The following is a 22,902-nucleotide window of genomic DNA, read 5'->3' on the forward strand; positions in this document are numbered from 1 at the left end:
TTACAACACATCTTTTACAAGTCCGGCCAAAAGCTCCGGCGCACCGAAACCGCCCGATTTCGTAACGACCTGCATGTTTCCCCAAGGCATCCGCACCTCACACAACGGCAGGCCCGGCCGCAACTCGGCTGTCACTTGTAAACTGTTTACCCCCAGCCGGTCCAGTATGGCTTGTGCAGATTCTCCACCACAGATCAGCAGAGCTGCGGGCCGGGCACGCTCCGCAAAATGTGCCACGCTTTCGGCAAAGCGCCGCGCAGCCTCATGTCCTGACAACCCACCCCCGCCATCGGAGATCGACAACACGAGAGGCCCCTCAGAGAGGTCGACATCCCGCACCTCACCATCCGGCGCATCCAACACGGTCACCTCGGACGGCAACCGCGCGATCTGCGCCAAGGTCACCGGATCACGCGATCCGTTTGCGACCATCAGAGGGGCGCGCAGACTTGCCACAGCGGGCGCCGAAACACCGGCATAACGCGCCAGCGCAAAAGACAGACCCCGCGCGCCAACCCAGAGCACCTTGCCCTCCGAATGTGCGACAAGCCGGTCCAGATCGGCGCCACTTGCACACTCAGGCACATCCACAGGGGTCTTGAAACATCCCGCAACATTCAGCGGAACCGAGACCCCCTCCCCGACCAGCATTCCCCCTTCGACGCGGCGCCCCATCTCGGGAATCGCCGGACAGGCGACGAGGCGCGCGCCATCGAACCATTGCGCCATCGCCTCGGTCTCCGCAGCGATATTGCCCTTGAGACGCGAGTCGACTTTTTTCATGACGGCTTTGAAAGATCCGGGATGCAAACCGGCCAGCGCAGACACCACCCGTGCCGCCGCCATCTCCGGCGCCACCTCTCGGCTTGCAGTGTTCACCGCCAGAACATCCGGCAAGACATCCGGCATCAAAGCGAGCACCTCGGACACCGCCTCCGGACTGCGCGCGACAACCACCCGGCGCCCCAGGGCCGCAAAGCCGACCGCCGAGTCGAGCGCACCGGTCAAATCATCCGCCAAAATGAGCGCTTCCATCTTCATATTTTACCAATTTTGAACATGTTTTCACCAATCATACATGAAGAAACAAAATAAAATCCACTTATTTTTAAATGTTTACATCAAAAACCCCTCACCCCACCGCCAAGTTGTTGAAACATATTTACCTATAGGTTACTCGTTATCACAAGATCGCCACCCCGAGGAGGAGGAAACATGAGCGAACCAGTTGTCATCACGATGGGAGACCCCTCCGGCGTCGGCGCAGAAGTGACGATCAAGGCCCTTGCCGACCGCGACGCGGCCATGCGCGCTCAAACCATCGTCATCGGTGATCGGGACACGATGGAGCGCGCCGCAAAGGTCTGCGGGGTGTCGCTTCCGATCCTGTCACCCGAGGACGACGGCGACGGTATTCGCGTCGCACATGTCGAGATCGACGGACTTCCCGGCGCCTTCGGCGTCCTGTCTCCGGCCTGTGGCGAGGCCTCGTTTCGCTACATCGAGCGCGCTGTCGAGATGACCATGGCCGGGCAAGCCTCCTGTATCGTGACCGCGCCGATCAACAAGGAAGCGTTGAACTCCGCAGGGCATCATTACGACGGCCACACCGGCATGCTCGCCCATCTCACGGGATCGAAGTCTTCCTGGATGTTGCTGGCCTCCGAGCGTTTGAACGTTGTGCATGTGTCGACCCATGTGTCGCTCAAGGATGCGATTGAACGCGCCAAACCCGAACGTGTTCTGGAGACCATCCGCACCGGCCACAAACATCTCAAGCGCATGGGTCTTGAAGCACCGCGCATTGCCGTCGCCGGGATCAATCCGCATTGCGGCGAGAACGGATTGTTCGGCTCGGAGGATGATCTCTACATCGCGCCCGCTGTCGAGGCGGCCCGCGCCGAAGGCATCAATGTGCAGGGGCCGATTTCGGCGGACACGGTGTATCACCGCGCCTATCAGGGGGCTTTCGATCTCGTCATCGCGCAGTACCACGATCAGGGTCACATCCCGATCAAGCTCGTGGCCTTCGACACGGCGGTGAATGTCTCGCTCGGCCTGCCGATTGACCGTTGTTCCGTCGACCACGGCACCGCTTTCGACATTGCAGGCAAGGGCATCGCCAAGCACGACAATATGCTCTGCGCCCTCGATTACGCGGCCAAGATGGCCACTGCCAAAAGGACCTGATCCATGCCTGAACAAAAAGAAGCCTTCGTCGCGCTCGTCACCTGTTTCAACGAAGACGAGACAATCAACTATGACGCCACGCGCGCGCAGGTCCGTCGCCAGATCGAAGCGGGCAACAACATCATGTGCGCAGGCACCAATGGCGATTTCTCCGCGCTGACCTTTGACGAAAAGGTGCGCCTGTGTGGCGAAGTGGTGGACGAAGTTGCGGGCAAAGCGAAAGTCATCGTCAACGCCGGGATGCCCGCCACCTATGAGACCAAACTTCTCGCCCGCGAATTCGACCGGATCGGCGTCGATGGCATCGCGGTGATCACGCCGTTTTTCATCGCCTGCACCCAAGACGGGCTGATCCGGCATTTCACCTCGGTCGCGGATGCGGTCGAGACGCCGATCTACCTCTACGACATCCCCGCGCGGACCCAGAACCACATCGAACCGGAGACCGCCCGCGTGCTGGCCGCGCATGGCAATATCGCCGGGATCAAGGATTCCGGCGGCGCGCAGGACACGCTTGAGGCCTATATGGCCGTCGGTCGCGACAGGGACGATTTCGACGTCTACTCCGGCCCGGATCAATTGGTGCATTGGGCGCTGACCCATGGCGCCAAGGGCTGTATTTCAGGGCTTGGCAATGTGTTGCCGGATGTTCTGGCTCAGATCGTCTCCTGTGTGAACGCAGGCGACGAGGCAGGTGCAGCTGCGGCGCAGGAAACCTATGCGGCCTTCCGCACTGATCTGTATAAATTGGGTTTTCCGCCCGCTCTGGTCAAACGCGCGCTCTATCTGCGCGATCCCTCCGTCGGCGCCTCACGCCAGCCCGCGCTTTTGCCGAGCCCTGAGCAGGACGCAGAAATCGACGCCATTTTGAAAAAATACGGGCGCTGAACTTTCGGGCGCGCAAGGCCGCGGCGCGTTTGGGTCGTGACCTTGCCAAAATTCTGGCCATACTGGACATCTGAACGATTGCAGTGTCTCGGAAGGACATGAGGATGGATGCGCCCGACCAGAATCTGATCACCGATGTGCGCGGGGTTCTCGTGGGAAATGCGGCCTCCCCGACGTTGAAATCGGGGGTGACCGTTTTGACCTCCGACACGCCGTTCACGGCCTCCGTCAGCGTGATGGGCGGCGCACCGGGGACGCGTGAGACCGACCTTTTGGCCCCCGACAAATTGGTAGATCGGGTGGATGCTTTGGTGCTGTCGGGCGGGTCCGCTTTTGGGCTGGAGGCCTGTGGCGGGGTCGCAGAGGCGCTGCGGCGTGCCGGGCGCGGCTTTCAGGCGGGCACGATGTCCGTTCCGATTGTGCCCGGTGCCATCCTGTTCGATTTGATGAATGGCGGCGAGAAAGACTGGACCCAAAACCCCTATCGGGAGCTGGGCGAGGCGGCCTATCGCAATGCGGCGACGACATTCGCCATCGGCACCGAAGGCGCAGGCTACGGCGCCCTGACGGGGACATTGAAAGGCGGATTGGGGTCGGCCTCGGCGCGCGTGGGCGAGATCACGGTTGGCGCGCTCGTCGCCGTGAACCCGGTGGGGTCGGTGACGCCGGAAAACTCCCGACATTTCTGGGCCGCCCCCTTTGAGCAAGGCGGCGAATTCGGCGGCCTCGGTGCCGATCCGCGCTCAGGACACAGCGGCGCGCCCTTTGGACACAAGATTGCCGCGCTGCAACAAACCAATACCACCATCGCCATTGTCGCCACGGATGCCAAGCTGACCAAGGCGGAATGCTACCGCCTCTCCGTCGCGGCGCATGACGGGATCGCCCGTGCGATCGTGCCGGCGCATACGCCCTTCGACGGCGATTTGGTGTTTGGCCTCTCGACGGGGATTGTCGATCTGCCGGAAGACCGCGCCACGACTTTGGCGCATATTGGGGCTGTGGCCGCAACCAGCCTTGCGCGCGCCATTGCCCGCGGGGTCCATGCCGCGCGTGCCGAGGCGGGCGATCTCTTGCCGTCATGGTCTGACGCCTAACCCCGCCCTTGCAGGCACAGCTGTCGCGGGAATGCATCACCTTGCCCGCAAGTGACATCAAGGACTTTTCAGAACCGCAACACTTGCCCTAATCAGGCGAGAGATTTTCACCCGCAACAGACAGGAGGGTAAGACATGACCGTATCCATCAAAACATCCCTTCCGCAGGATCTGACGCGGCGCTGATCCCCTTTTTGGGGTTTCCCAACATCGTGTCGATTCCTCCGCGACCTGTTTCGGTCGCTTCTTTTGCTATGGAAAGATCAACGATGGGCACTCCCATTTTCGGGGAGCGGGACGCCGTGCGCGCCCACATCTCCAAATTTTACAATCGCGCGACCTGGATCGACGGGCGCGCAGAACACCAACTCGAACAGGTCGCGGGCTGGCCCGGCATGCAAGCCGTCGCCGGATTTCCCGATCTGCACCCCGGTCGCTATGGCCCGGTCGGCGCGGCCTTTCTGGCCGACCGCATCTGGCCCCAGCTTGTCGGGCCGGATATCGGCTGTGGCATGGCGCTGTTTCGCCTTGAGATGCCGCGCCGTCGCCTTAAACTCGACAAGGCGGCGCGTCGTCTCGCGGTGCTGGAGGACGGGGTGGACCCCGATCTGGCCCGCGCCGCTCTGGACGCTGCGGGCCTGACGGGTCTCATCGCCCCTGACGCGCTTGGCACCCTTGGTGGCGGCAATCATTTCTGTGAAGTTCAGGTGGTCGAGGCGGTCTTCGATCCGGCGCAGACTGCTCTGCGCAAAGACGACCTGTGCCTGCTGGTGCATTCCGGTTCGCGCGGGCGCGGCGCCGGGGTTTTTCAGGGGGTGAGCGACAGCTGGACACAGGGCTTTGCCACTGGCAGTGCGGCGGCCACAGATTACCTTGCCCTTCATGACGCGGCCACCCGCTGGGCACGCGTAAACCGCGACCTGATTGCCTCCGCCGCCTCTGAAGCGCTGGGAAGTGACGCGCAGCTGATCTGCGACACGGTGCACAATCATGTCGTGCCGCAATCCGATGGTTGGCTTCACCGCAAGGGCGCGGCTTGCCCGGATCAGGGCCTTGTGCCGCTGGCAGGCTCGCGCGAGACGCCGAGTTTTCTGCTTCAGGTGCCGGATCTGGTGCCCGAGGCGCTTGGCTCCGTATCGCATGGGGCCGGGCGGCGGTATGATCGCACCTCCATGCATGGTCGCATCCGCAAGACGCGCTCCGATCTGGCCGCTCTGACGCGCACGCGGTTCGGCGGGCGGGTCATTTGCGGAGACCGGGACCTGCTTTTGGAAGAGGCCGGGCAGGCCTATAAGGACCCGGAGCAGGTGCTGCAAGACCTGTCCGGTTTCGGTCTCGCCCATGCCCTCGCGCGCCTTGTGCCGCTTGTCACCTTCAAGACGACAGGGGGTGCAAAATGAGCGAGCGAGAAGCCCTTCTGCTGTCCAGCGGCAATGGTCCGGGCGAGTGCCGACAAGCCGTTGCGCACCTGCTGTCTTGGCTGACGGCAATGGCGGCCGAGAGCGATGTCGACCTCGATGTCTCCACGCGAGACGCCCCGCACGGACCGGCCTCCGCAGTGGTGATCCTAAGCGGCCCGCGCGCCGGAGATCTGGCGCGTCGCGTCGAAGGGGTCATCCTGTGGCGGTGTCAAAGCGAACTGCGCCCGAAACATCGGCGGAAAACCTGGTTTGCGCAGATTTTCCGTCTGCCGGGCGCCAGGAAAGCCGCCGACATCGACCCTGACACCGTCGAGATGCAGGCCATGCGCGCCGGTGGCCCCGGCGGCCAGCATCAGAACAAAACCTCAAGCGCCATCAGGGCGCGCTGGACCAGTGCCGAGGGCAAGGTCTACGCCGTCGTGGTGCGCGACAGCCGCTCACAACACCAGAACCGCCGTCTGGCGCTGGACCGTCTGGCCGCCCTCGTCGCGGCAGAGCAGGCTGAGGCCGAGGCTTCGCATCGGGGTGAGACTTGGGCGCTTCACAACCAGCTCCAACGCGGCGCCCCGCGTCGGATTTTCGAAGGGAGGCAGTTCAAAGAAACGCCATGACGGGCCGATATGGGCGCACAGGGCTCAACTGGCCCTGACCTGCTCCCAGTCTAGGCCGTATTTCGCAAGGTATTTGCGCAGGCGGTCCGCGTCATTGGTGGAGGTGCGGCGCGTGCGGGACTGGGCGAAGAGCATGCGCCCGGCCTCGCTCAGACTGGCACTTTGGCGACAACTGCGGATCACCGCAGCCAGTTGCGCGCGGTCGAACAGATCGATCTCCTCGGCCACTCGCCCCAAAAGCTCCGTCAAAAGCTTTTGATCGGCGTCACGTCCAGAGGCGGACCACAGCGCCCTCAGGCGGAGGATTTCCTCCTCGACCATGGGGCGGGTGATCCGTCCGCGCGCCGCCAAAATGCACATCCGCCGCACCGAGGCCCCGAAATCGCGGAAGTTTCCGGGCCAGAGCGTCGCCGGATCCCGGCAGAATTTCAGATAGCGGGCGCGGGCGTCGAGGTTGAATCCGTAATGCACGCCAAGCTCCTTTTCCGCGCGCGCCAGCTCATGGATCAGGTTGGGCTCAATATCTTCGCGACGCTGACGCAGCGGAGGGATTTCAAAGGTCCAGGCTGTGAGCCGGCTCAACAAATCCTGACGAAACAGGCCGTCGGCCGCCAGTTTGCGCAGGTCGCGGTTCGCGCCTGCGATGACCTGAAACTGGCTTGAGACTTCATAATCCGCGCCAAGAGGATAGTAGCGCCCGGTCTCGATGGCGTGCAGGATCACCGCCTGCTCGCGCAGCCCCAGCTCGTCAATCTCATCGAGGAACAACACGCCACCGTCCGCCTCACGCAGCAACCCGTTGCGTTCCGAACCGGCCTGCCCCGTGTAGCCACGGCGCTGCCCAAAGAGCATGGCAATCCCGTCAGGTCCGGCGAGCGTGGCGCAATTTACATGCACCAAACGGCCTTTGATCATCCGTCGGTCGAGTTTCAGCGCATGGATGCGCTCGGCCAGTTGCGTCTTGCCCGTGCCGGTTTCGCCCAGCAACAGGATCGGCGCCTTGGTCGCCCCAGCCACATGTTCGATCTGTGAAATCAGACTGTTATAGGCAGGATTGCGGGTGTCGATGCCGCCTTTCAAAAGATCGCTATATTCCTGCGAGATCAGATCAAAGCGATGTTGCAACGCATTATAGCGCCGCAGGTCCAAATCGATGATGTCGAGTTTCGCGGGGAGATGATCCTCACGCGGCGGCCCGGTTTGCAACAGATGCGCCGGGACGTGACGGCTTTCGGCCAAGAGGAACCAGCAAATCTGGGCCACATGCGTGCCGGTGGTCAGATGCACGTGATACTGTTCGCGGTCCTCATCAAATCCATAGCCTCGCGCGAAATCAAAAAGCTTGGCGTAGACCTCTTCGAAATCCCAAGGGTCTTCAAGATCGAGCCGATTGAGCACCACCTCGGTGTCCGGGCTGGCCGCTTCGATCTCGCGCTTCACCGCATGGGCCAAGCGATTGAATTTGTGGTCATGAAGCAGTTCGAGCCGATCCACGTGAAAGTCTTCATGGGCGACCAGCGATGGTGTCGGCTTCCAGCGCCGCCTCTTTCCCGCATCGAGCTGGGTGCCTAGAAATCCGATGACGACGTTACGCATGATATTATTTTATATAAGTTACGATTTTTTTATATCGTATATGAGAACAACCGCAACGCAAAACCCTTAATTAATCAAATTATTTCAACACCTTAATCTCATCCCGTTTCTTCTTCGAAGTGGGGCCGCGCAACAGCGACAAAGGGCCATCGAAAGAGTGAAGAGAAAAGAACGGGCAAATCCGTGTCCGCTGCACCGCCGGGGGCCAAGGGCCCATTCCCAAAGCCCCCGGCACCAACTTCAGACAGAGACCCTAAAGTTTCCGCCCGAAAGGACGGCCCAGATGACCAAGTACATGACCATAGCCGATCAGGCACAGCGTGCCGCGACGGAGCTCTATCGGCGCAAATTCTATTGGGGCACAGCGGGTTCCGAAATCGCCGTGCTGCATACTATGCTGTCACACCTCTCTCCCGAGGAGCTGGTTCAGGCCGAGCGCGATTGTCGGCAGGCGCTGTACGGCGCGAAATGGCGAAACCACCCGCAAAAACTCCCGCGTTCCTCCGCGAAACGTTCCCCCCTCCTGCTCTCCACATCCGAAAATGGATTTCTGCGCGAAAAAGCCCTGCGTGTCATGGGTCCGAAACCCGGTGATCTCGTCACGGCAGTTTTCCTGATGATCCGCAGCAACGATTGGGTTCCGCAGGTCCGTCAGGTGGCGACAGACAGGCTTGTCGCAATCGTGCCGCAACTCAGCACGCCGCAACTACGCCAACTGCTGCCTTTCGCCTTGCTGCGCATGCAATATTGGCAACGAAGCGCAGGGGCCGCCTTCAAGGCGCTTCGCGAGCACGCCGATTGGGCGGAGACCTTCTACGCCTTTTTGAGAGAGGCAGATCGCGGCCCGCTGTCCCGGCTGATGCGAGCAGAGATGCAGTTTGAGACGCTTGACCCTTACTTGGTCAGACTGGCCACGGAGGCGCGCTCGACACAGGTGCGCGCGGTAGCAACCGAGGTGCTGTTGAACGGCGAGGCCAAATTGCGGGTCAGATGGCGCAAAAAATGGATCAGCAAATGGGACAACTTTTACCGCTGGGATCCGGTGGTTGAAATGCGGCCCATCGCGGCCCCCCCTGACGTCGCTCTGCAGGTGCTGCTCAGTGCCGGAAATGGCACGACCCCATTGCGCAAGCTGGCAGCGGACACCTTCATCCGGCTTGGCCCGCAGATCGCTCCCGATCTTGCTGCCCGCCTGATGAAAGACCGCACCCCTTCGGTGCGCCGCCGCATGGAATTTGTGACCCGAAAATGGGTTGAAAAAGAGACATTGATGACTGGATAGAATGATGACGAAAGACATGACATTGACCCCGATCACCGGGACAGATCTGATCGCATGGGGGCATCTCCCCGGGGCGCAGTTTCCGGCGCTTTTGGAGCGTGCATCTCTGATGCTGGCCGAGGGGGCAAACCCGGAGGACATTCGGGCGGTGCTTGAGGTCGAGAAGCCGAAAGTGCTGCCGAAAATCCCGCTTCACGCCACGGGCGCTGTGCCGTTTCATGAGAACATCCGCGCAGAAACCCCGGACGAAGAGGACAACGTCGCCAAGGTGCGCGAGACCATGAAGGTCCTGATGCGCACGCCCACCGTGGTGAGCGGGGCCGTGATGCCGGATGCCTGCCCGGCGGGGCCGGTGGGGACCATTCCGGTCGGCGGGGTTGTCGCGGCGAAAAACGCCATTCACCCGGGGATGCATTCGGCGGACATCTGTTGTTCGGTGATGATGACCGATCTGGGGGATGCGGACCCGAAAACCGTGCTCGATGCGGCGCAATCGGTGACGCATTTCGGGCCCGGCGGACGGCGCAATGGCGCGCGGTTCACCACATCCCTGAAGCTTCTGGACGCGTTTCGCGAGAACCCCTTTCTGAACCATCCGAAAATCATGCGGATGGCACAGGAACACATGGGAACGCAGGGGGATGGCAACCATTTCCTCTTCGTCGGGCGGTCGCGCAACACCGGTCGCGTGGCCATGGTCACCCACCACGGCTCGCGCGGGCCGGGGGCCGTGCTCTACAAACTCGGCATGGATGTGGCGCAGAAGTTCCGCAAACAGATCTCGCCTGAAACGTTAAAACAGAACGCCTGGATTCCGGCGGACAGCGCGGAAGGCATCGCCTATTGGGAGGCCCTCCAACTCATTCGCAAATGGACCAAGGCCAACCACAACGCGCTCCATCAGGCGACGGTCGAGGCCGGGCGTCTGGGGGATGTCGGCGAGCGGATCTGGAACGAGCATAACTTCGTCTTCAAACGCGGTGATCTCTATTACCACGGCAAGGGGGCGACGCCCGCCTGGGATCACTATGCGCAGGATGCGACGGGGCGCACGCTCATTCCGCTCAACATGGCCGAGCCTGTGCTGGTGGTGCGCGGGAGCGATGCCGGGCACGCGCTTGGGTTTAGCCCGCACGGCGCTGGGCGGAATTTTTCGCGCTCCGAACATCGTCGCCGGATGGGCGAGGTCACACCGGAGGAACAGCTCAAGGCGGAAACCTCCGGTCTCGACGTGCGGTTTCACGCCGGAGGCATCGACGCCTCCGAACTGCCGTCGAGCTACAAAAGCGCCACCTCGGTGGTCGATCAGATCAAGGATTACGGTCTGGCCGAGATCGAGGATTACATCGACCCTTACGGCTGTGTCATGGCCGGCGATGTGCCGCCCTTTTGGATGACCCGCAAGAAAGCGCGCAGATAAGTCGAGGCAGGAGGGATGTGATCCCTCCTGCCTCACTTCTAAAGCGGGCATCGCCGGAAAAACGGCATGCGGTCGGTGTCCAGAAGCGCCTTGTCCGCCGCGAAAAGATCGGCGTAATGCAGGATCAACACCTCCCGATCCGGGCCACGCAGGGGGGCATGCGTCGCATGGGTGGCCACGGCGGCGGTGATCTCTTCGCCGACCCCCAGTTCGGCCAACAGCATGGCCGCCAACACCCCGTGCGGAATGCGCAGTGACACCGGAGTTGCATGGTCCTCCCCTGCCCGACGATCCATCAACAGGGGCTTGTCCAGATCGTGCAGGAGCAGGATCGCCACCAGACGTTGCCGGTCGATCTCCCACCCCCATTGCCGCGCCGCCATATCACTGAGCGCCAGCCCGGCCTCAACGACATCATTGGTGTGATCCACCAAACGGTCAGTCGAACCATGCGAAAACGGCACATCGAACACCGTGTCATAGGAGGAAGAGGCCACCACGCTGCACCAGGCGCAGAGCACCTGATCCCGCAACGCGCCCTCAAGCTCGACCAGACGCGGAAAGGCCTCTGACAGCAGCGCCACCTGTTTTTCATCCGGAATTTCGATCTGATAGCTTTTCATTTTTCAACTTTCGGTTCAGGTTACATCTGTCTTCGGGAAAAAAGTTTCAAAGCCGTGCGCCTTGCCTCGGACACGCAGCAACACCACAGGGACACAGGATGAACGACGCCACATTGGAAAGCCGGATTTATCAGGTCTATGCGGAGCTTAGCCCCTCTGAGAAACGGCTGGCCAATGTCATGCTCGAACATCAGATGGACATGCCGCTCTACACCGCCTCCGAATTGGCGGCGAAGGCCAGCGTGTCCAAAAGCACCGCCGCGCGGCTGATCCGGGTGCTCGGCTATCGCAGCTACCCGGAGGCGAAACGCGCCATTCGGGCCGAACAATTCTGGGGCTCGCCGCAGAGCGGTCTGTCGGATCGCGCGCCAGAAGACGGCGACACGCTGCGCGCCGAAACGATGATTGACACCGACATCGAAAACATTCGCCAGACCTTTGCCGCCCTCCCCGAACAGCGCCTCACCGAGGCCGCTGAGCGCATCGTGGGCGCAACGCGGGTCTGGATCATCGGGCTGCGCAGCGGTCACGGATTGGCCAGCCATGCGGCGCATTACCTGACGCTGGTGCGCCCGGACGTGCATCTGATCGACGTCGGTTCGGGGTCTTTGTCGCATGACGTCGGCAACATGCGGCAGGGTGATCTGTTGATCGTCATCGCCTTTCGCCGCCGCCCCAAGGTGCTTGTGCCCCTGCTCGAAGCGGTGCGAGATCTGGGCGGGCAAACGCTTTTGATCACCGATATGAGCGCGGGCGCCAGTGCGCGCACCGCCGATCTCACCCTGCGTTGCCGGACCCAAAGCCCGGCGCCGTTCAACAGTTTCACGGCGGCGGTGACGCTGATCAATCATCTGGCCTGGCAGGTGCATGGGCTTCAGGGCAGCGCCGCGGCGGATCGGTATCGCCATATCGACCAGCTCGTGCGACGCCTCGACAATGTGTCCACCCCCCAGACCAAAGACGGCTGATCTCAGTCCAACAGAGACAGACGCGTCGGACGGGCCCAGACCCCGACCCGCGAGGTCTGCGCCCCCTGTCGGGCCAATTGACTGGCGAGACCGACCGCCGCACCGACCCCCTCGATCACCGGCACGCCGTGGCGGTGTTCCAGCGCCCGGGCGAAATCGGTCATCCCGGCACAGCCCAACACGATGGCCTCGGCCCCCTGTTTCAGGGCCTGTTCGATGTGCTGCGAAATCACATCGCCCGCGCCGGTCGCCGGATCGTGCAGCGCCAGAACCGGGATGTCACTGGCAAGCACCGCAGAGCAGCGCTCGGCAAAACCGTAGCGCCGCACATTGTCGGAGATCACCGGCACGGAGCGCGACAGGGTGGTGACCACGGCAAACCTGTGCCCGAGGAGCGCCGCGATATGCATGCCCGCCTCGCCGATGCCCACCACGGGCGCGCTCAGACAGGCGCGCGCGGCATCGAGCCCGGTGTCGTCGAAACAGGCGATGACATGGGCTCCCGCGCCGTCGACCTCGGCCCTGCGCATCTGCGCCAGCATGCCGGGCACGGCCAAGGCGCCGTCAAAAGGCCCCTCGATGGCCTCGGGGCCCTGCGCGGACTGACCGGCAAGGATCTCGACATCCGGAGCCGCCGCCGCGCGCGCCGCGCGGGCGATGCCTTCGGTCATCGAGGCGGTGGTGTTGGGATTGGTGACGGCCACACGGATCATGCCACACCTCCGACGTTCAAAGACAAGCTCGGCGCGCTGTCGATCAGGTCGTCATAGCGGATCGACGTTTCGGTGAGATGGGCGTCGGCAATGCCCTTTTGCCAGCGCGCATAGGATTTTTCCCCGATGCGCGGGCTGGTCCACATGTTCATCTCGCGGTACAGATCGACCACCTCGCGCGCGATCTCTGGTGCGATGGCGGGAAAGGTCTCGGTGAGAAAATCCTTGAAACTTGCGGCTTCATGGGCATTCACCCAAGCCATACCCCGGCCCAAAGCGCGCATGAAACGCGCGCGACGATCGTCGCCTTCGGGCACGCCCTCGGTGTAATAGACGCTCCACGGAATATCGCCGCCATCACGGGCAAAGACCGCCGCCAGCTTGCCTTTTCCCGCCGCTTGATACGCCAGCGCGCCCGGCAGGTCGATCAACAGAAAATCGCCCATACCACCTGCGAAACAATCCTGAAGGATGCCTGCGTCGAGGTCCTGAATGAAATTCACCCGCGCCGGGTCGATCCCAGCCTCGCGCAGCATCATCTTGAGGTAGATGCCGACACTCGCCCCGTTCGAACCTTTCATCAAAACGGTGCGTCCGACGAGAGAGGCGGCGTCGAAGGCATAGGACGCCTCGCGCCCCACCAGAGCCAGCGGCGCGCGGTTCGAGATCTGGGCGAAGGGCACAAGGTCCCGGCCTTTGCCGTTAAACCTACGACCGTGAAACATCGAAGGCACCCAGATGCCACCCAGCGCGGCCTCGGCCTCGCCGTCCCGGATGTGATCGAGGACAAGGTCCCAGGGGCGCGGCACGACCTCGGAGACATCGAGGCCTTCGTCTTTGAAATAGCCCTGCCAGACGGCCACGTAATGCGGCAGGTAATTCAGGCTGTGGCCGGTGGCGGAGACAAGAAAACGATCCATGGTCTTATCCTTCAAAAGCAGGCTCGGGTGTGGACACCACGGGGGTTGCGGCGACGTTCTGGCCGCTGGATTTGTCGAACCAAACGACATCGCCCGCGTCGTAATCGAGACCGCAGGCCTCGCCATGAGCAAAGCCCGGATGCCCCGGCGTGCGCACGAACACCAGATCTTCGGTGCTGATCCCGCTCACATCCGCCGCTTCGGCGCCCAGCCGACAGCCCAACACGGTTTCCGCGCCGAGACGTTCGATCACCGCCACCCGTGCCGGAAGTCTCCCCGCGCCCGGCGCCGTCAGGCGGAGCTTTTCGGGACGAATGCCAAAGATCGCGCTCGTGGCCCCTTTCGGAGCACCGCCGTCATGCTGCCAGTGGCTGTCGCCCTCGGCGTGCAGGGTCTGGCCCGCGACCTTGACCGGCAAGAGGTTCATCGGCGGCGCACCGACGAAGCGCGCGACAAAGGTGTTGGCCGGTGTGTCGTAAATCTCGTCCGGGGTGCCGATCTGTTGGATATAGCCTTGGTTCATCACCACGATGCGGGTCGCCATGGTCATGGCTTCGACCTGATCGTGGGTGACGTAGACGAAGGTGCGTTTCACCTTTTGGTGCAGCGTCGTGATTTCGGAGCGCATCTGGGTGCGCAGTTTGGCATCGAGGTTCGACAGCGGTTCGTCCAAAAGATAGAGCGAGGGATCGCGCACCAAAGAGCGCCCGAGCGCCACCCTCTGACGTTGCCCGCCCGACAGGCTGGCGGGGCGCCGGTCGAGAAGCGGGGTCAGTTCCAGTTGCTCGGCGATCCGCTCGACCGCGTCGGCCACCTCCGGCTGGCGCATCACCTTCCAGCGCTGCACCATGTTGACGAAGGGGATATGATGCCATTTGCGGAACCGGTCCATGACCAGAGGAAAGGCGATATTCGCCCGCACGGTCATATGCGGATAGAGCGCGTAGGATTGAAACACGAAGGCGACGCCGCGCTGTTTCGGAGTCCAGTCATTGGCCAATGCGCCATCGAACAACAGCTCGCCGCCGGAAATATCGGTCAGCCCGGCAATCATCCGCAACAGCGTGGACTTGCCACAGCCGGAGGGCCCGAGCAGCACAAGGAACTCGCCGTCCTCGACGCTGGCGTTAAAACGACGGATGACGGTGGTGGGGCCAAAGGATTTGGTGATCCCTTTGAAATCAATCTTGGGCATGGGTTACCCTTTCACTGCGCCGGAGGTCAGGCCTGCGACGATTTTGCGTTGAACGAGGAGGAAGAAGGCGACAGCCGGGATCGAAAACACCAGAGCCGCCCCCATGACCGCCGAAAGCGGGGTCTCATATTGGCCGATGAAGCTGGCGAGGCCGACCGAGGTGGGCCAAAGTTCACGGTCCATCAGGAAGGTCGCGGCAAAGAGGAATTCGTTCCAGCCCGCGAAAAAAGAAATCACCGCGGCGGCGGCCAGCGAGGGCGCGATCAACGGAAAGATCACAAAGCTGAGGATGCCAAGGCGCGGACAATTGTCGATGATCGCACTTTCCTCGACCTCATAGGGAATGGCATCCATCGCGCCTTTGAGGATAAAGGCCGCCACCGGCAGGGAAAAGCCGACATTGGCCAGCACCAGCCCCCAGAGGTTGTTCAAAAGCCCCAGCGTGATGAAGATCGCGTAGAGCGGCACGACGATGAGGGCCTCGGGGATCACCTGTGTCATGAACAGCAGAAAACCGATGGCACCGCGGCCCTGAAACCGAAACCGGCTGAGCGCGTAGCCCAGAACGGAGCCGAGCGTGAGGCTGAACACGGTTGTGCCCGCCGCGATCAGCCCGGTGTTCATCAGCCAGCGCAGGATCGGCACCTGCGCCAGTTCGCTCAGAAGTTCCGGCAGGTTGCCGAGCTGGGGCCAGGGCACCTGACCGGTGTTGAAGAGCTGCGAATTCACATTCAGCGCGGTGGAGGCCATCCAATAGACCGGAAAGCCTGCAAAGGTCGCGAGGATCACGATCAGAAGACCGCGCGAGAGGGACAAAAGAGGATTGCGTTTCATTTCGACATCACCCGCGCCCGGCGGCGCTCGAAGATAAAATGGACGAGAGCGACCAGCAGCGCGAGGACCAGACCGACCGCGCCATAGGCGCTGGCCAGACCAAGATCGTAATCCTCGAAGGCGGTCAGACGAATTTGCACCACAAGCGTGCTGGTCGAGCCGATCGGCCCGCCCCCTGTGAGCAGGTAGATGATCTCGAAGCGACGGATCGACCAGACGGCGACCAGAAGCGAGACGAGCTGCATGGTCGGCAAGATGTAGGGCAAGGTGACATTGCGGAACACATTGAGCGCATCGGCACCATCGACGCGGGCGGCTTCGCGCACCTCATCGGGCACGGATTGCAGCGCCGCCAGCATCACCAGCATGACAAAGGGCGCCACCTGCCAAACGGTCACGATCATGATCGACGGCAACGCCATGTCGATCGACGTCAGCCATTGCACCCGCCCGAGGCCCAGCCATTCGGTCAATTCATTGGCCACCCCGGAAGGTCCGTTGTAGATCCAGAGCCAGATCAGCGTGGCCGCCACATTCGGCACGGCCCAGCCAAAGAGCAGCACGGCACGCACGATGGTGCGCCCCGGAAAGGGCCGGTTGATCGCCAGAGCGGAAATGGTGCCAAGCCCGACCCCGAAAATCACGGTCAAAAGCGTGTAGACCACGGTGACATGCAGCGAGGTGTAAAATTGCGGGTCGGCCAGCAGGTGTCGATAATTTTCGAGCCCGATGAAATCCCCCTTGGTGGGGTTCATGAGCCGCGTATCGGTCAGGCTCATCCACATCTGGCGCAGAAGCGGCCAGAACATGAAGACCCCGAGATAGGCGAGCGGGACCGCGACAAAGGCATATGGTACGAGGGCCGTCAGGCGTTGGCGCGATATGGTCGGTGTCGACATGTGTCGCGGTCCTTCTCAGTCTTACGTCAGATCAGTTGAAATCGGCGGAAATGTCCGCCTGAGCCTCGGCCAGTGCCTCTTCGGCGGTTGCCGCCCCCAAAAGCACCTTTTCAACCCCGGTCATCACCGGACGCATGATCGAGGTGGTCTCAAGCTCATAGCCCGGGATCAGGGTCGACCGCGAGGTTTCCGCCAATTCGGCGAAGGCCGGCGCCCAGGGGTTGGCCGCTTCGAACTCTGCTGTCACCGGCACATCGGTGGCCAGAGCATCCGGGCCAGAGGCCTCACGCAGCGCCTGTTGCCCCTCATCGGTCAAAAGCCAGGACAGGAATTCCTTGGCCACCTCCGGGTGATCGGAATGCGTGCTGACACCGAGGAAAATCTGTTGGTGTGCGCCCGGATGCGGGAAAGGCAGCGGCGCCGCACCGAGATCGCTCGACGGCATCGCACCGCCCGAAGCAATGTTCAAAGAGCCGCCGGAATTGTCGATGGAAAAGGCGACCTGTTCTTCTTTGAAGCGGGTGCGCTGGGTGCTCATCGGATCGCCGATCGGCATGATGCCGGAGGCATAGGCGGCCTTAAACGCCTCGACCGCTTCGACGGCTTCCGGCGTGTTGATGGTCAGCTTGCCCTCGGCATCGACCCAATCGACGCCGTAGCCATAGGCCCAGTTCTGGAAATCCATGAACCACGCGCTGAATTCATTCATCGAATGACGGCCGGTAAACCCGATGGCGCCTGTCGCCGAGGCGGCTTTTTCGGCATTGGCGATCAGCCCGTCGATGTCCGTCGGCACCTCGGCGCCCGCGGCGGCAAGGACAGATTTGTTGTAGATCAGCGCATAAACGGCACGCTGCCATGCGATGCCGAGACGGGTGCCGTCCACGACCCCGTTTTCATTGGTGGCGTTCAGATTGCCGACGCCTTCGGTCACATCGTCGAGCGGCACGAGGAATTCGGCCCCGGCGAGGGTGTAGAACAGGCCCTCCTGCACGATCATGATGTCCGGCCCCTGCCCCGCGCCCATCTCGGTCATGAGACGATCCGGGTAATCCTTGGACGGGATCGCTTCTTGTTCGAGCGTCACATCGGGATGGGTTTCTTCGAATTTCTTGATCGCGGCCCAAAGGTTCTGGCCGCGCAGGGCGTCAAGCCATTGCGAGTTGGCGATGACAAGCGTGGTTTCGGCCTGAGCGCTCATCGGCGCGACCAAAGCACCGGCGGCCAGCGCCACAGACAGGGCGCTCGTCATCAGGGAACGGCGGGTGAAAGACATGTGGATTTCCTCTTTGTTGGACGTTTTATAGTCGTTCAGGGGCGGCTCAGACGCTGACGCGATGGGCCGCGAGGGGGACATGACGGGAGAGGTTCTCTGCCCCGTTATCCGTCACGAGATAGCAATCTCCGATGTTCGCCCCCGCCTTGAGCGGATCGAGCCATTGGGAGTGCAATACAAAGGTCATGCCCTCTTCGAGTTTGGCATGGTTGTTGGATTGAATGTTGTAGGGCGGCATTTTCGGCATCGACACCGAATGGCCGACATTCGGGTTGTGCGGTCCTTTTGTGGCAGGCCAGACATGGTTGATCCGGCGCCCCTTCGCTTCCCAATCCGCATCGGGGACATACTGGGTCGGGACACGCAAAGGGGCGCCGTTTTCGCCGGCCTGCCAGTTGTAAGGCATGGTCCGGCTGTCTGCAGAACTGAGATAGCCGCGCGCGATATAGGGCGCGAAAGAGGCATTGGCGATGTCGGAAATCAACGCACCGGGACGCACCAGAGCGGCGGCACATTCGACGCCCTCGGCACACATCTCCAACACCTCTTCCTGGTCGTCCGTGATGTCGCCGACGGCGATCATCCGGGCGATCTGGGTCGAATACCCGTGATATTGCACAGAGGAGATATAGAGGTTGATCAGATCGCCACCCCGCACGACATGGCCGTAGGGTTTGCCGCAATGGGTGCCCCAGCGGTTGATGCCGATTTGATAGCCATCGCCGGTCTCGCCGCCCCGCGCCATTTGCGCGAAGGTGAAGGCGGCGTAGATTTCATGGTCGGTCACGCCGGGACGGATCACATGATAGGCCGCCTGCATGCCGATGCAGGCCAATTCGGTGGCGGCGCGCACGACGGCCTGTTCGGCCTTGCTCCGGCGGCGCTGCATCCGGTCGATGGCCTCATGCGCCTTGGCGAAACGACAGCGCGGCAGCTCTTGTGCCAACCCCTCCCAATAGGGTGCGGAGGTCGCATCCCCGACCAGACCGATCTGGGCGGATTGAAACCCGGCGCGGATGAGATGCGCAGAGACCGCCTCGACCACCCGGTCGACACCGCGTCCGGGGCGGTTGTAGGTTTCGCGACCCCAGGTGCCGACCTGCCATATGTCATCGACCAAAAGCGGCTCACCGACCGGCGGCAGCACCACCGAGCTTGAAAAGATCGTGTAGAGGCTGAGCGGCTGATCCGTGTCGGTCGGAATGATCAACACGCCTTCGCGGGCCCAGTCGCAAATATAGCGCAGGTAGGAGTTCGAGGTCTTGTAGGACCCGATGCTGTCGCTATGCACCACCACCACATCATGCCCCGCCGCACTCGCCTCCTGACGGATACGACGCAGGCGGTCCTCATATTCGCTCTCCGGCAGGGGATCGACCGGCTGGAATTCGAAATCCGGCTCGAAACCGTCGAGAAGGCGCTCCATCCGGGAGAGATTTTGCGAGGCAGTGGCCGTATTCGTGAGGGTCATGATCTTGGGCTCTTCTTTGTGGGGCACGCCGCGAACACCGTGCTTTGCACCCTCAGTTAAGGGGCCGAACCCGACGCGCCTTCAAGCACTGATCGGGAATTTCGACCGGCTTGCACAAAGTTTCCGCAGCTGTTCGAAGAGGTGATTTTGACGACTTTTGCCTGCAAATTCGGACCAAAAATCTCACATGTGAAAATCCAATAACCATCTTATTTCAATGCAAATTTTTAGAAATAAACGCCACATTCCACAGTGATGATTGAAACTTTTCAAAACGACGAGGAACTTTTTTCCCAAAACCCTCTTTGGCTCATGATGATTTATTCATCACATCTAAAACACGATCGGCCCCACGGCGTCGCTCAGCGGCATATTTTTGCAGGAGATGATAGTGAGTTTGGCGGCGCGGAGACGCTGGCGCGCCTTTTACCCAGACGGCACAGGAACACACCCGCGCACTGAAATGAAAAGCTCAGCTCAGGTCTGTTTGAAACACGAACCGGCGGTCCAGATGGAATTTGACGACATAGCCGATGGCCAATCCCAGGATTGCACCGACCTCGCGCGCCATGGTGCTGTGCCAGATCGCCCAAGCGCCCGCTTCCATGCCCCAGAAAATCGCCGTCGTGATCAACCCCATCGCCGTATAGAGGCCAAATTTGCGGCCATGCGCCCGCGCCCCGGTCTCGACGTCGAAAAAGATCCAGCGCTTGTCGAGGAGATATTTCACCACAAGCCCGATCCCGGTGCCGAGGATCATTGCAACGAACAAGCCCTTGGGCCAGATGCCCAACACCATGCGTTGCGCACCGAGATTGGCCAGCGTCGCCAAAATGGCGAACCCGGCATAGCGCAGCACCAGCGCAGAGGTCGACAGATGCGCAAGCGTCGTCACAGCGAGGCGCCCGCAAATCCGGCGCCGAGGATGAGCGCAAAACAGATCAGGCTGACCCGATCCTTGGCGGCGTAAAGCACCGGATCGTCGTTCATCTTGCCACGATGCGTGGTCATCACCATGCGGCTCAGCCAGTAGAACAGCACAAGACAAGCGCCCCAAAGATAGCCGGGCTGGGTGTAAAGCTGTGCGACTTGCGGCGAGCTGATATAGAGCGCCATGACCAGCACGGACACATAGCCGGAGGCCAGCGCCATCATCGCAACGATGGGCACGTCATCGACATGATAGCCGCGACCATGGGCTTTAAGCTTGCCGGATTTCAGGCCATCGACGAGTTCGGCCTGACGTTTGACGGCCGCAAGCGAGAAGAAGAAAAAGATCGAAAAGGCCAGAAGCCAGACCGACATCGGGATCGCGGAACTGGTGCCGCCCGCGAGAATGCGGATGGTGTACAGCCCGGCCAGCGCAAAGATGTCGACCACAAGCTGACGCTTGAGGCGCAAAGAATAGGCCATGGTCAGGACATAGTAGACCACCATGACCTTGAGAAACGGCAGGCCGAGCCAGATCGCCGGGATCAGCCCCGCAAGCAAAAGCGAGACGGCCATGACTGTGCCGCGCGCGATGGGGATCGTCCCCGCCGCAAAGGGGCGCAGGCGTTTGCGCGGATGCGCCCGGTCGCCTTTCAGGTCCAGCAAATCATTGAGAACATAGACGGAAGAGGCGATCAAACTGAACGAGGCAAAAGCAATGAGCGCTCTGAGAAAGATCATCAGGCTCAGCTCATGCGCGGCCAGCATCGGAAAGAAAATCAGGATGTTTTTGAGCCATTGATGCGGGCGAATGGCTTTGAAATAGGGGGCAAGGTCCCGCGCGGGGCGGTCGAGATGCTCGATCGGGCCATCGCAGGTCACCTTGGCTTTCAGCTCCGGTTTGGCGTTCACGGTGATCGCCCCACCTGCCTTGGACCAGATCGCCAAATCCGCCTCGTGATCGCCCATATAGGTGAACCCGCCCGCGCCGTAGCGCGCCACCAAAGTGTCGGCCTTGGCCGGGCCTTTCAAGTTTGCCGCGCCATCCGAGCCGATTACATCGTCGAACAGACCGAGATGGGCGGCGATCTGATCGGCAAGCGCCTGATCTGTCGCGGTGACAAGCGCGGTGCGCCCGCCGCTCGCGCGCCAGTCCTTCACCCGCGCCAGAACCCGGTCGTCATAGGGCAAAGTGGTGACATCGACACTGGAATTCTGCGCCAAAAGCCGTTTGAGCGCGGCCTTGCCCTTGGGCAGGGTCAGAGCGGCCCGAAACGGCAGTTTCCAATCGCCCGCAAAGCCGGACCAGAAACTTTCATACAGCATATCGGACCGAAGCAAGGTGCCGTCGAGATCGACGACGAGGGTTTGAGAGTCCTGTTTCAAAACAACTTTCCGATCGGCCACATCACGTGGCCAGAGACTGCAAGCGGCACATCGGGGTGTCAATGGCGAAGCGCCCTCAGGCGCGTATTGGCCATGCCGTTGTGGCCTTCATGCCCGCGCCGTCACCGCCCGAAATCCTCCCGCGAGCGCGCCGGTGTGGTCCGGCACATCTGCTTCACATGGGCGGGGTCTGTGCCGGTGCCAAAACTGCTGATCCGCAGCAGCCAGAGAAGAATTTGAAACATGATCTTTGTCCTCACACTGTCAGGCAAAACGCTTTGCGCCCGCGACACAAAGCACGGTGATCGCGGTGCAGGCGACCATCTGCCATGCGATGGGCTCGCGCAGCAAAAGCGCCGCTAGGAGAAGGCCGAAGAACGGTTGCAGAAGCTGCAATTGTCCGACCTGCGAGATGCCGCCAAGCGCCAGCCCGCGATACCAGAACACGAAGCCCAGCATCATGCTGAACAGGGCGACATAGCCGAGGCTGATCCAGCCGGGGGTCGAAATCGTGCTGAAGGTCGCGGGCCATGTGAACAGGCTGAGCGCAGCCATCACCGGCAGCGCGATCAAAAGCGCCCAAGAGATCACCTGCCAGCCCCCCAAGCGCCGCGACAGGGTGGCGCCTTCGGCGTAGCCCAAACCACAGACGACAATCGCCGCCAGCATCAAAAGATCGCCTTTTGAGGCACCGGCCGCGCTCTGCATCAAGGCAAAGCCCGAGACGGTCGCCGCGCCTAGGAGCGAAAACATCCAGAAGGCGGCTTTGGGCCGCTCGCCGCCCCGGATCACGCCGAAGATCGCGGTGGCGAGGGGAAGCAGGCCGATAAAGACGATGGACCGCGCCGCGGTGATGGATTGCAACGCCAGCGCCGTCAAAAGCGGAAAACCGATGACGACACCCAGAGCGACGACCCCGAGAGGCGTCAGGTCGCTTCGGTCGGGACGGCTTTGGCGCAGGGCCAAAAGGCACAACAGACCCAAAACGGCGGCGATCACGGCGCGGGCGGAGGTCAGGAACAACGGCGCGAAATCCGTCACCGCCACGCGGGTTGCGGGCAACGACCCGCTGAAGATGAGAACGCCAAGGAAGCCACTGCCCCAGCCTGTCAGTTTGTGATCCATGTCTGTGCCATCGGTCGTTTCGTGATTTTCTTCTGGGTATGCGCGGGAGGCCGTTGT

At 61.8% G+C, this 22,902-nt stretch carries 22 protein-coding genes; 8 read left to right on the forward strand and 14 right to left on the reverse strand.

All coding sequences use genetic code 11. The features are described from left to right. A complete protein-coding gene (locus tag LC094_RS18855) occupies window positions 1-1,035 on the reverse strand; it encodes a four-carbon acid sugar kinase family protein (protein ID WP_226554345.1) in 1,035 nt (344 codons plus the stop codon). Between the two features lie 180 nt (window positions 1,036-1,215). Here LC094_RS18855 and pdxA point away from each other — a divergent pair, with 180 nt between their 5' ends. From pdxA to prfH, 5 genes are all read left to right on the forward strand, one after another. Further along, on the forward strand, window positions 1,216-2,190 hold the full coding sequence (gene pdxA, locus LC094_RS18860; RefSeq protein ID WP_226554346.1) for a 4-hydroxythreonine-4-phosphate dehydrogenase PdxA: 975 nt from the start codon (window positions 1,216-1,218) through the stop codon (window positions 2,188-2,190). A 3-nt stretch (window positions 2,191-2,193) separates the two neighbouring features. Beyond that, window positions 2,194-3,078 (forward strand): dihydrodipicolinate synthase family protein, encoded by an 885-nt coding sequence (locus tag LC094_RS18865; RefSeq protein WP_226554347.1) that lies wholly within the window; start codon window positions 2,194-2,196, stop codon window positions 3,076-3,078. 104 nt (window positions 3,079-3,182) lie between these two features. After that, complete coding sequence (locus LC094_RS18870; RefSeq protein WP_226554348.1) at window positions 3,183-4,175, forward strand: P1 family peptidase; 993 nt, start codon at window positions 3,183-3,185, stop codon at window positions 4,173-4,175. 269 nt (window positions 4,176-4,444) lie between these two features. Continuing rightward, window positions 4,445-5,575: an RNA ligase RtcB family protein gene (locus LC094_RS18875; protein WP_226554349.1), complete on the forward strand. Its 1,131-nt coding sequence runs from the start codon at window positions 4,445-4,447 to the stop codon at window positions 5,573-5,575. Then, complete coding sequence (gene prfH / locus LC094_RS18880; RefSeq protein WP_226554350.1) at window positions 5,572-6,207, forward strand: peptide chain release factor H; 636 nt, start codon at window positions 5,572-5,574, stop codon at window positions 6,205-6,207. Before LC094_RS18875 ends, prfH begins: the two co-directional genes overlap by 4 nt. A 24-nt stretch (window positions 6,208-6,231) precedes the next feature. Here prfH and rtcR read toward each other — a convergent pair whose 3' ends face one another. Beyond that, window positions 6,232-7,803, reverse strand: coding sequence for an RNA repair transcriptional activator RtcR (gene rtcR / locus LC094_RS18885; RefSeq protein ID WP_226554351.1), 1,572 nt, complete (start codon window positions 7,801-7,803; stop codon window positions 6,232-6,234). Window positions 7,804-8,197: 394 nt separating this feature from the next. Here rtcR and LC094_RS18890 point away from each other — a divergent pair, with 394 nt between their 5' ends. Both LC094_RS18890 and LC094_RS18895 read left to right on the forward strand, forming a co-directional pair. Beyond that, the gene (locus LC094_RS18890; RefSeq protein WP_226554352.1) at window positions 8,198-9,085 is read left to right on the forward strand and encodes a hypothetical protein; all 888 of its coding nucleotides are present in this window, start codon (window positions 8,198-8,200) and stop codon (window positions 9,083-9,085) included. A gap of 1 nt (window position 9,086) precedes the next feature. Beyond that, the gene (locus LC094_RS18895; RefSeq protein WP_226554353.1) at window positions 9,087-10,505 is read left to right on the forward strand and encodes an RtcB family protein; all 1,419 of its coding nucleotides are present in this window, start codon (window positions 9,087-9,089) and stop codon (window positions 10,503-10,505) included. A gap of 38 nt (window positions 10,506-10,543) precedes the next feature. Here LC094_RS18895 and LC094_RS18900 read toward each other — a convergent pair whose 3' ends face one another. Continuing rightward, window positions 10,544-11,128 carry an HD domain-containing protein gene (locus tag LC094_RS18900; protein ID WP_226554354.1) on the reverse strand — a complete coding sequence of 195 codons (585 nt, stop codon included), beginning with the start codon at window positions 11,126-11,128 and terminating at the stop codon, window positions 10,544-10,546. Between the two features lie 98 nt (window positions 11,129-11,226). Here LC094_RS18900 and LC094_RS18905 point away from each other — a divergent pair, with 98 nt between their 5' ends. Further along, complete coding sequence (locus tag LC094_RS18905; protein WP_226554355.1) at window positions 11,227-12,096, forward strand: MurR/RpiR family transcriptional regulator; 870 nt, start codon at window positions 11,227-11,229, stop codon at window positions 12,094-12,096. Window positions 12,097-12,098: 2 nt separating this feature from the next. On the opposite strand, the gene LC094_RS18910 is transcribed toward LC094_RS18905, so the two are convergent. From LC094_RS18910 to LC094_RS18955, 11 genes are all read right to left on the reverse strand, one after another. Then, complete coding sequence (locus tag LC094_RS18910; RefSeq protein WP_226554356.1) at window positions 12,099-12,809, reverse strand: aspartate/glutamate racemase family protein; 711 nt, start codon at window positions 12,807-12,809, stop codon at window positions 12,099-12,101. Next, a complete protein-coding gene (locus tag LC094_RS18915; RefSeq protein ID WP_226554357.1) occupies window positions 12,806-13,729 on the reverse strand; it encodes an ABC transporter substrate-binding protein in 924 nt (307 codons plus the stop codon). Before LC094_RS18915 ends, LC094_RS18910 begins: the two co-directional genes overlap by 4 nt. Window positions 13,730-13,733: 4 nt before the next feature. Further along, window positions 13,734-14,924: an ABC transporter ATP-binding protein gene (locus LC094_RS18920; protein ID WP_226554358.1), complete on the reverse strand. Its 1,191-nt coding sequence runs from the start codon at window positions 14,922-14,924 to the stop codon at window positions 13,734-13,736. Between the two features lie 3 nt (window positions 14,925-14,927). After that, on the reverse strand, window positions 14,928-15,758 hold the full coding sequence (locus tag LC094_RS18925) for a carbohydrate ABC transporter permease (protein ID WP_226554359.1): 831 nt from the start codon (window positions 15,756-15,758) through the stop codon (window positions 14,928-14,930). Then, window positions 15,755-16,657, reverse strand: coding sequence for a carbohydrate ABC transporter permease (locus LC094_RS18930; RefSeq protein ID WP_226554360.1), 903 nt, complete (start codon window positions 16,655-16,657; stop codon window positions 15,755-15,757). Before LC094_RS18930 ends, LC094_RS18925 begins: the two co-directional genes overlap by 4 nt. A gap of 31 nt (window positions 16,658-16,688) precedes the next feature. Continuing rightward, window positions 16,689-17,933 (reverse strand): ABC transporter substrate-binding protein, encoded by a 1,245-nt coding sequence (locus LC094_RS18935; protein WP_226554361.1) that lies wholly within the window; start codon window positions 17,931-17,933, stop codon window positions 16,689-16,691. Between the two features lie 46 nt (window positions 17,934-17,979). Beyond that, window positions 17,980-19,404, reverse strand: coding sequence for a M24 family metallopeptidase (locus LC094_RS18940; RefSeq protein WP_226554362.1), 1,425 nt, complete (start codon window positions 19,402-19,404; stop codon window positions 17,980-17,982). Window positions 19,405-19,876: 472 nt separating this feature from the next. Beyond that, window positions 19,877-20,299, reverse strand: coding sequence for a GtrA family protein (locus LC094_RS18945; protein ID WP_226554363.1), 423 nt, complete (start codon window positions 20,297-20,299; stop codon window positions 19,877-19,879). Continuing rightward, a complete protein-coding gene (locus tag LC094_RS18950; RefSeq protein WP_226554364.1) occupies window positions 20,296-21,720 on the reverse strand; it encodes a UbiA family prenyltransferase in 1,425 nt (474 codons plus the stop codon). Before LC094_RS18950 ends, LC094_RS18945 begins: the two co-directional genes overlap by 4 nt. Before the next feature lie 122 nt (window positions 21,721-21,842). Further along, window positions 21,843-21,965 carry a hypothetical protein gene (locus tag LC094_RS21625; protein ID WP_264186591.1) on the reverse strand — a complete coding sequence of 41 codons (123 nt, stop codon included), beginning with the start codon at window positions 21,963-21,965 and terminating at the stop codon, window positions 21,843-21,845. Window positions 21,966-21,984: 19 nt separating this feature from the next. Further along, window positions 21,985-22,845, reverse strand: coding sequence for a DMT family transporter (locus LC094_RS18955; protein ID WP_226554365.1), 861 nt, complete (start codon window positions 22,843-22,845; stop codon window positions 21,985-21,987). Between the last annotated feature and the right edge of the window lie 57 nt (window positions 22,846-22,902).

Source organism: Celeribacter naphthalenivorans (assembly GCF_020524585.1).
Classification (GTDB): domain Bacteria; phylum Pseudomonadota; class Alphaproteobacteria; order Rhodobacterales; family Rhodobacteraceae; genus Celeribacter; species Celeribacter naphthalenivorans.

Bases quoted from the DNA above. Each gene is read 5' to 3' on its own strand.
- LC094_RS18865 (WP_226554347.1), top strand. From the start codon at position 2,194: ATGCCTGAACAAAAAGAAGCCTTCGTCGCGCTCGTCACCTGTTTCAAC.
- pdxA (WP_226554346.1), top strand. From the start codon at position 1,216: ATGAGCGAACCAGTTGTCATCACGATGGGAGACCCCTCCGGCGTCGGC.
- LC094_RS18935 (WP_226554361.1), bottom strand. From the start codon at position 17,933: ATGTCTTTCACCCGCCGTTCCCTGATGACGAGCGCCCTGTCTGTGGCG.
- prfH (WP_226554350.1), top strand. From the start codon at position 5,572: ATGAGCGAGCGAGAAGCCCTTCTGCTGTCCAGCGGCAATGGTCCGGGC.
- LC094_RS18955 (WP_226554365.1), bottom strand. From the start codon at position 22,845: ATGGATCACAAACTGACAGGCTGGGGCAGTGGCTTCCTTGGCGTTCTC.
- LC094_RS18870 (WP_226554348.1), top strand. From the start codon at position 3,183: ATGGATGCGCCCGACCAGAATCTGATCACCGATGTGCGCGGGGTTCTC.
- LC094_RS18915 (WP_226554357.1), bottom strand. From the start codon at position 13,729: ATGGATCGTTTTCTTGTCTCCGCCACCGGCCACAGCCTGAATTACCTG.
- LC094_RS18900 (WP_226554354.1), bottom strand. From the start codon at position 11,128: ATGAAAAGCTATCAGATCGAAATTCCGGATGAAAAACAGGTGGCGCTG.
- LC094_RS18930 (WP_226554360.1), bottom strand. From the start codon at position 16,657: ATGTCGACACCGACCATATCGCGCCAACGCCTGACGGCCCTCGTACCA.
- LC094_RS18855 (WP_226554345.1), bottom strand. From the start codon at position 1,035: ATGGAAGCGCTCATTTTGGCGGATGATTTGACCGGTGCGCTCGACTCG.
- LC094_RS18895 (WP_226554353.1), top strand. From the start codon at position 9,087: ATGATGACGAAAGACATGACATTGACCCCGATCACCGGGACAGATCTG.
- LC094_RS18910 (WP_226554356.1), bottom strand. From the start codon at position 12,809: ATGATCCGTGTGGCCGTCACCAATCCCAACACCACCGCCTCGATGACC.
- rtcR (WP_226554351.1), bottom strand. From the start codon at position 7,803: ATGCGTAACGTCGTCATCGGATTTCTAGGCACCCAGCTCGATGCGGGA.
- LC094_RS18940 (WP_226554362.1), bottom strand. From the start codon at position 19,404: ATGACCCTCACGAATACGGCCACTGCCTCGCAAAATCTCTCCCGGATG.
- LC094_RS18875 (WP_226554349.1), top strand. From the start codon at position 4,445: ATGGGCACTCCCATTTTCGGGGAGCGGGACGCCGTGCGCGCCCACATC.
- LC094_RS18890 (WP_226554352.1), top strand. From the start codon at position 8,198: ATGCTGTCACACCTCTCTCCCGAGGAGCTGGTTCAGGCCGAGCGCGAT.
- LC094_RS18920 (WP_226554358.1), bottom strand. From the start codon at position 14,924: ATGCCCAAGATTGATTTCAAAGGGATCACCAAATCCTTTGGCCCCACC.
- LC094_RS18925 (WP_226554359.1), bottom strand. From the start codon at position 15,758: ATGAAACGCAATCCTCTTTTGTCCCTCTCGCGCGGTCTTCTGATCGTG.
- LC094_RS18905 (WP_226554355.1), top strand. From the start codon at position 11,227: ATGAACGACGCCACATTGGAAAGCCGGATTTATCAGGTCTATGCGGAG.
- LC094_RS21625 (WP_264186591.1), bottom strand. From the start codon at position 21,965: ATGTTTCAAATTCTTCTCTGGCTGCTGCGGATCAGCAGTTTTGGCACC.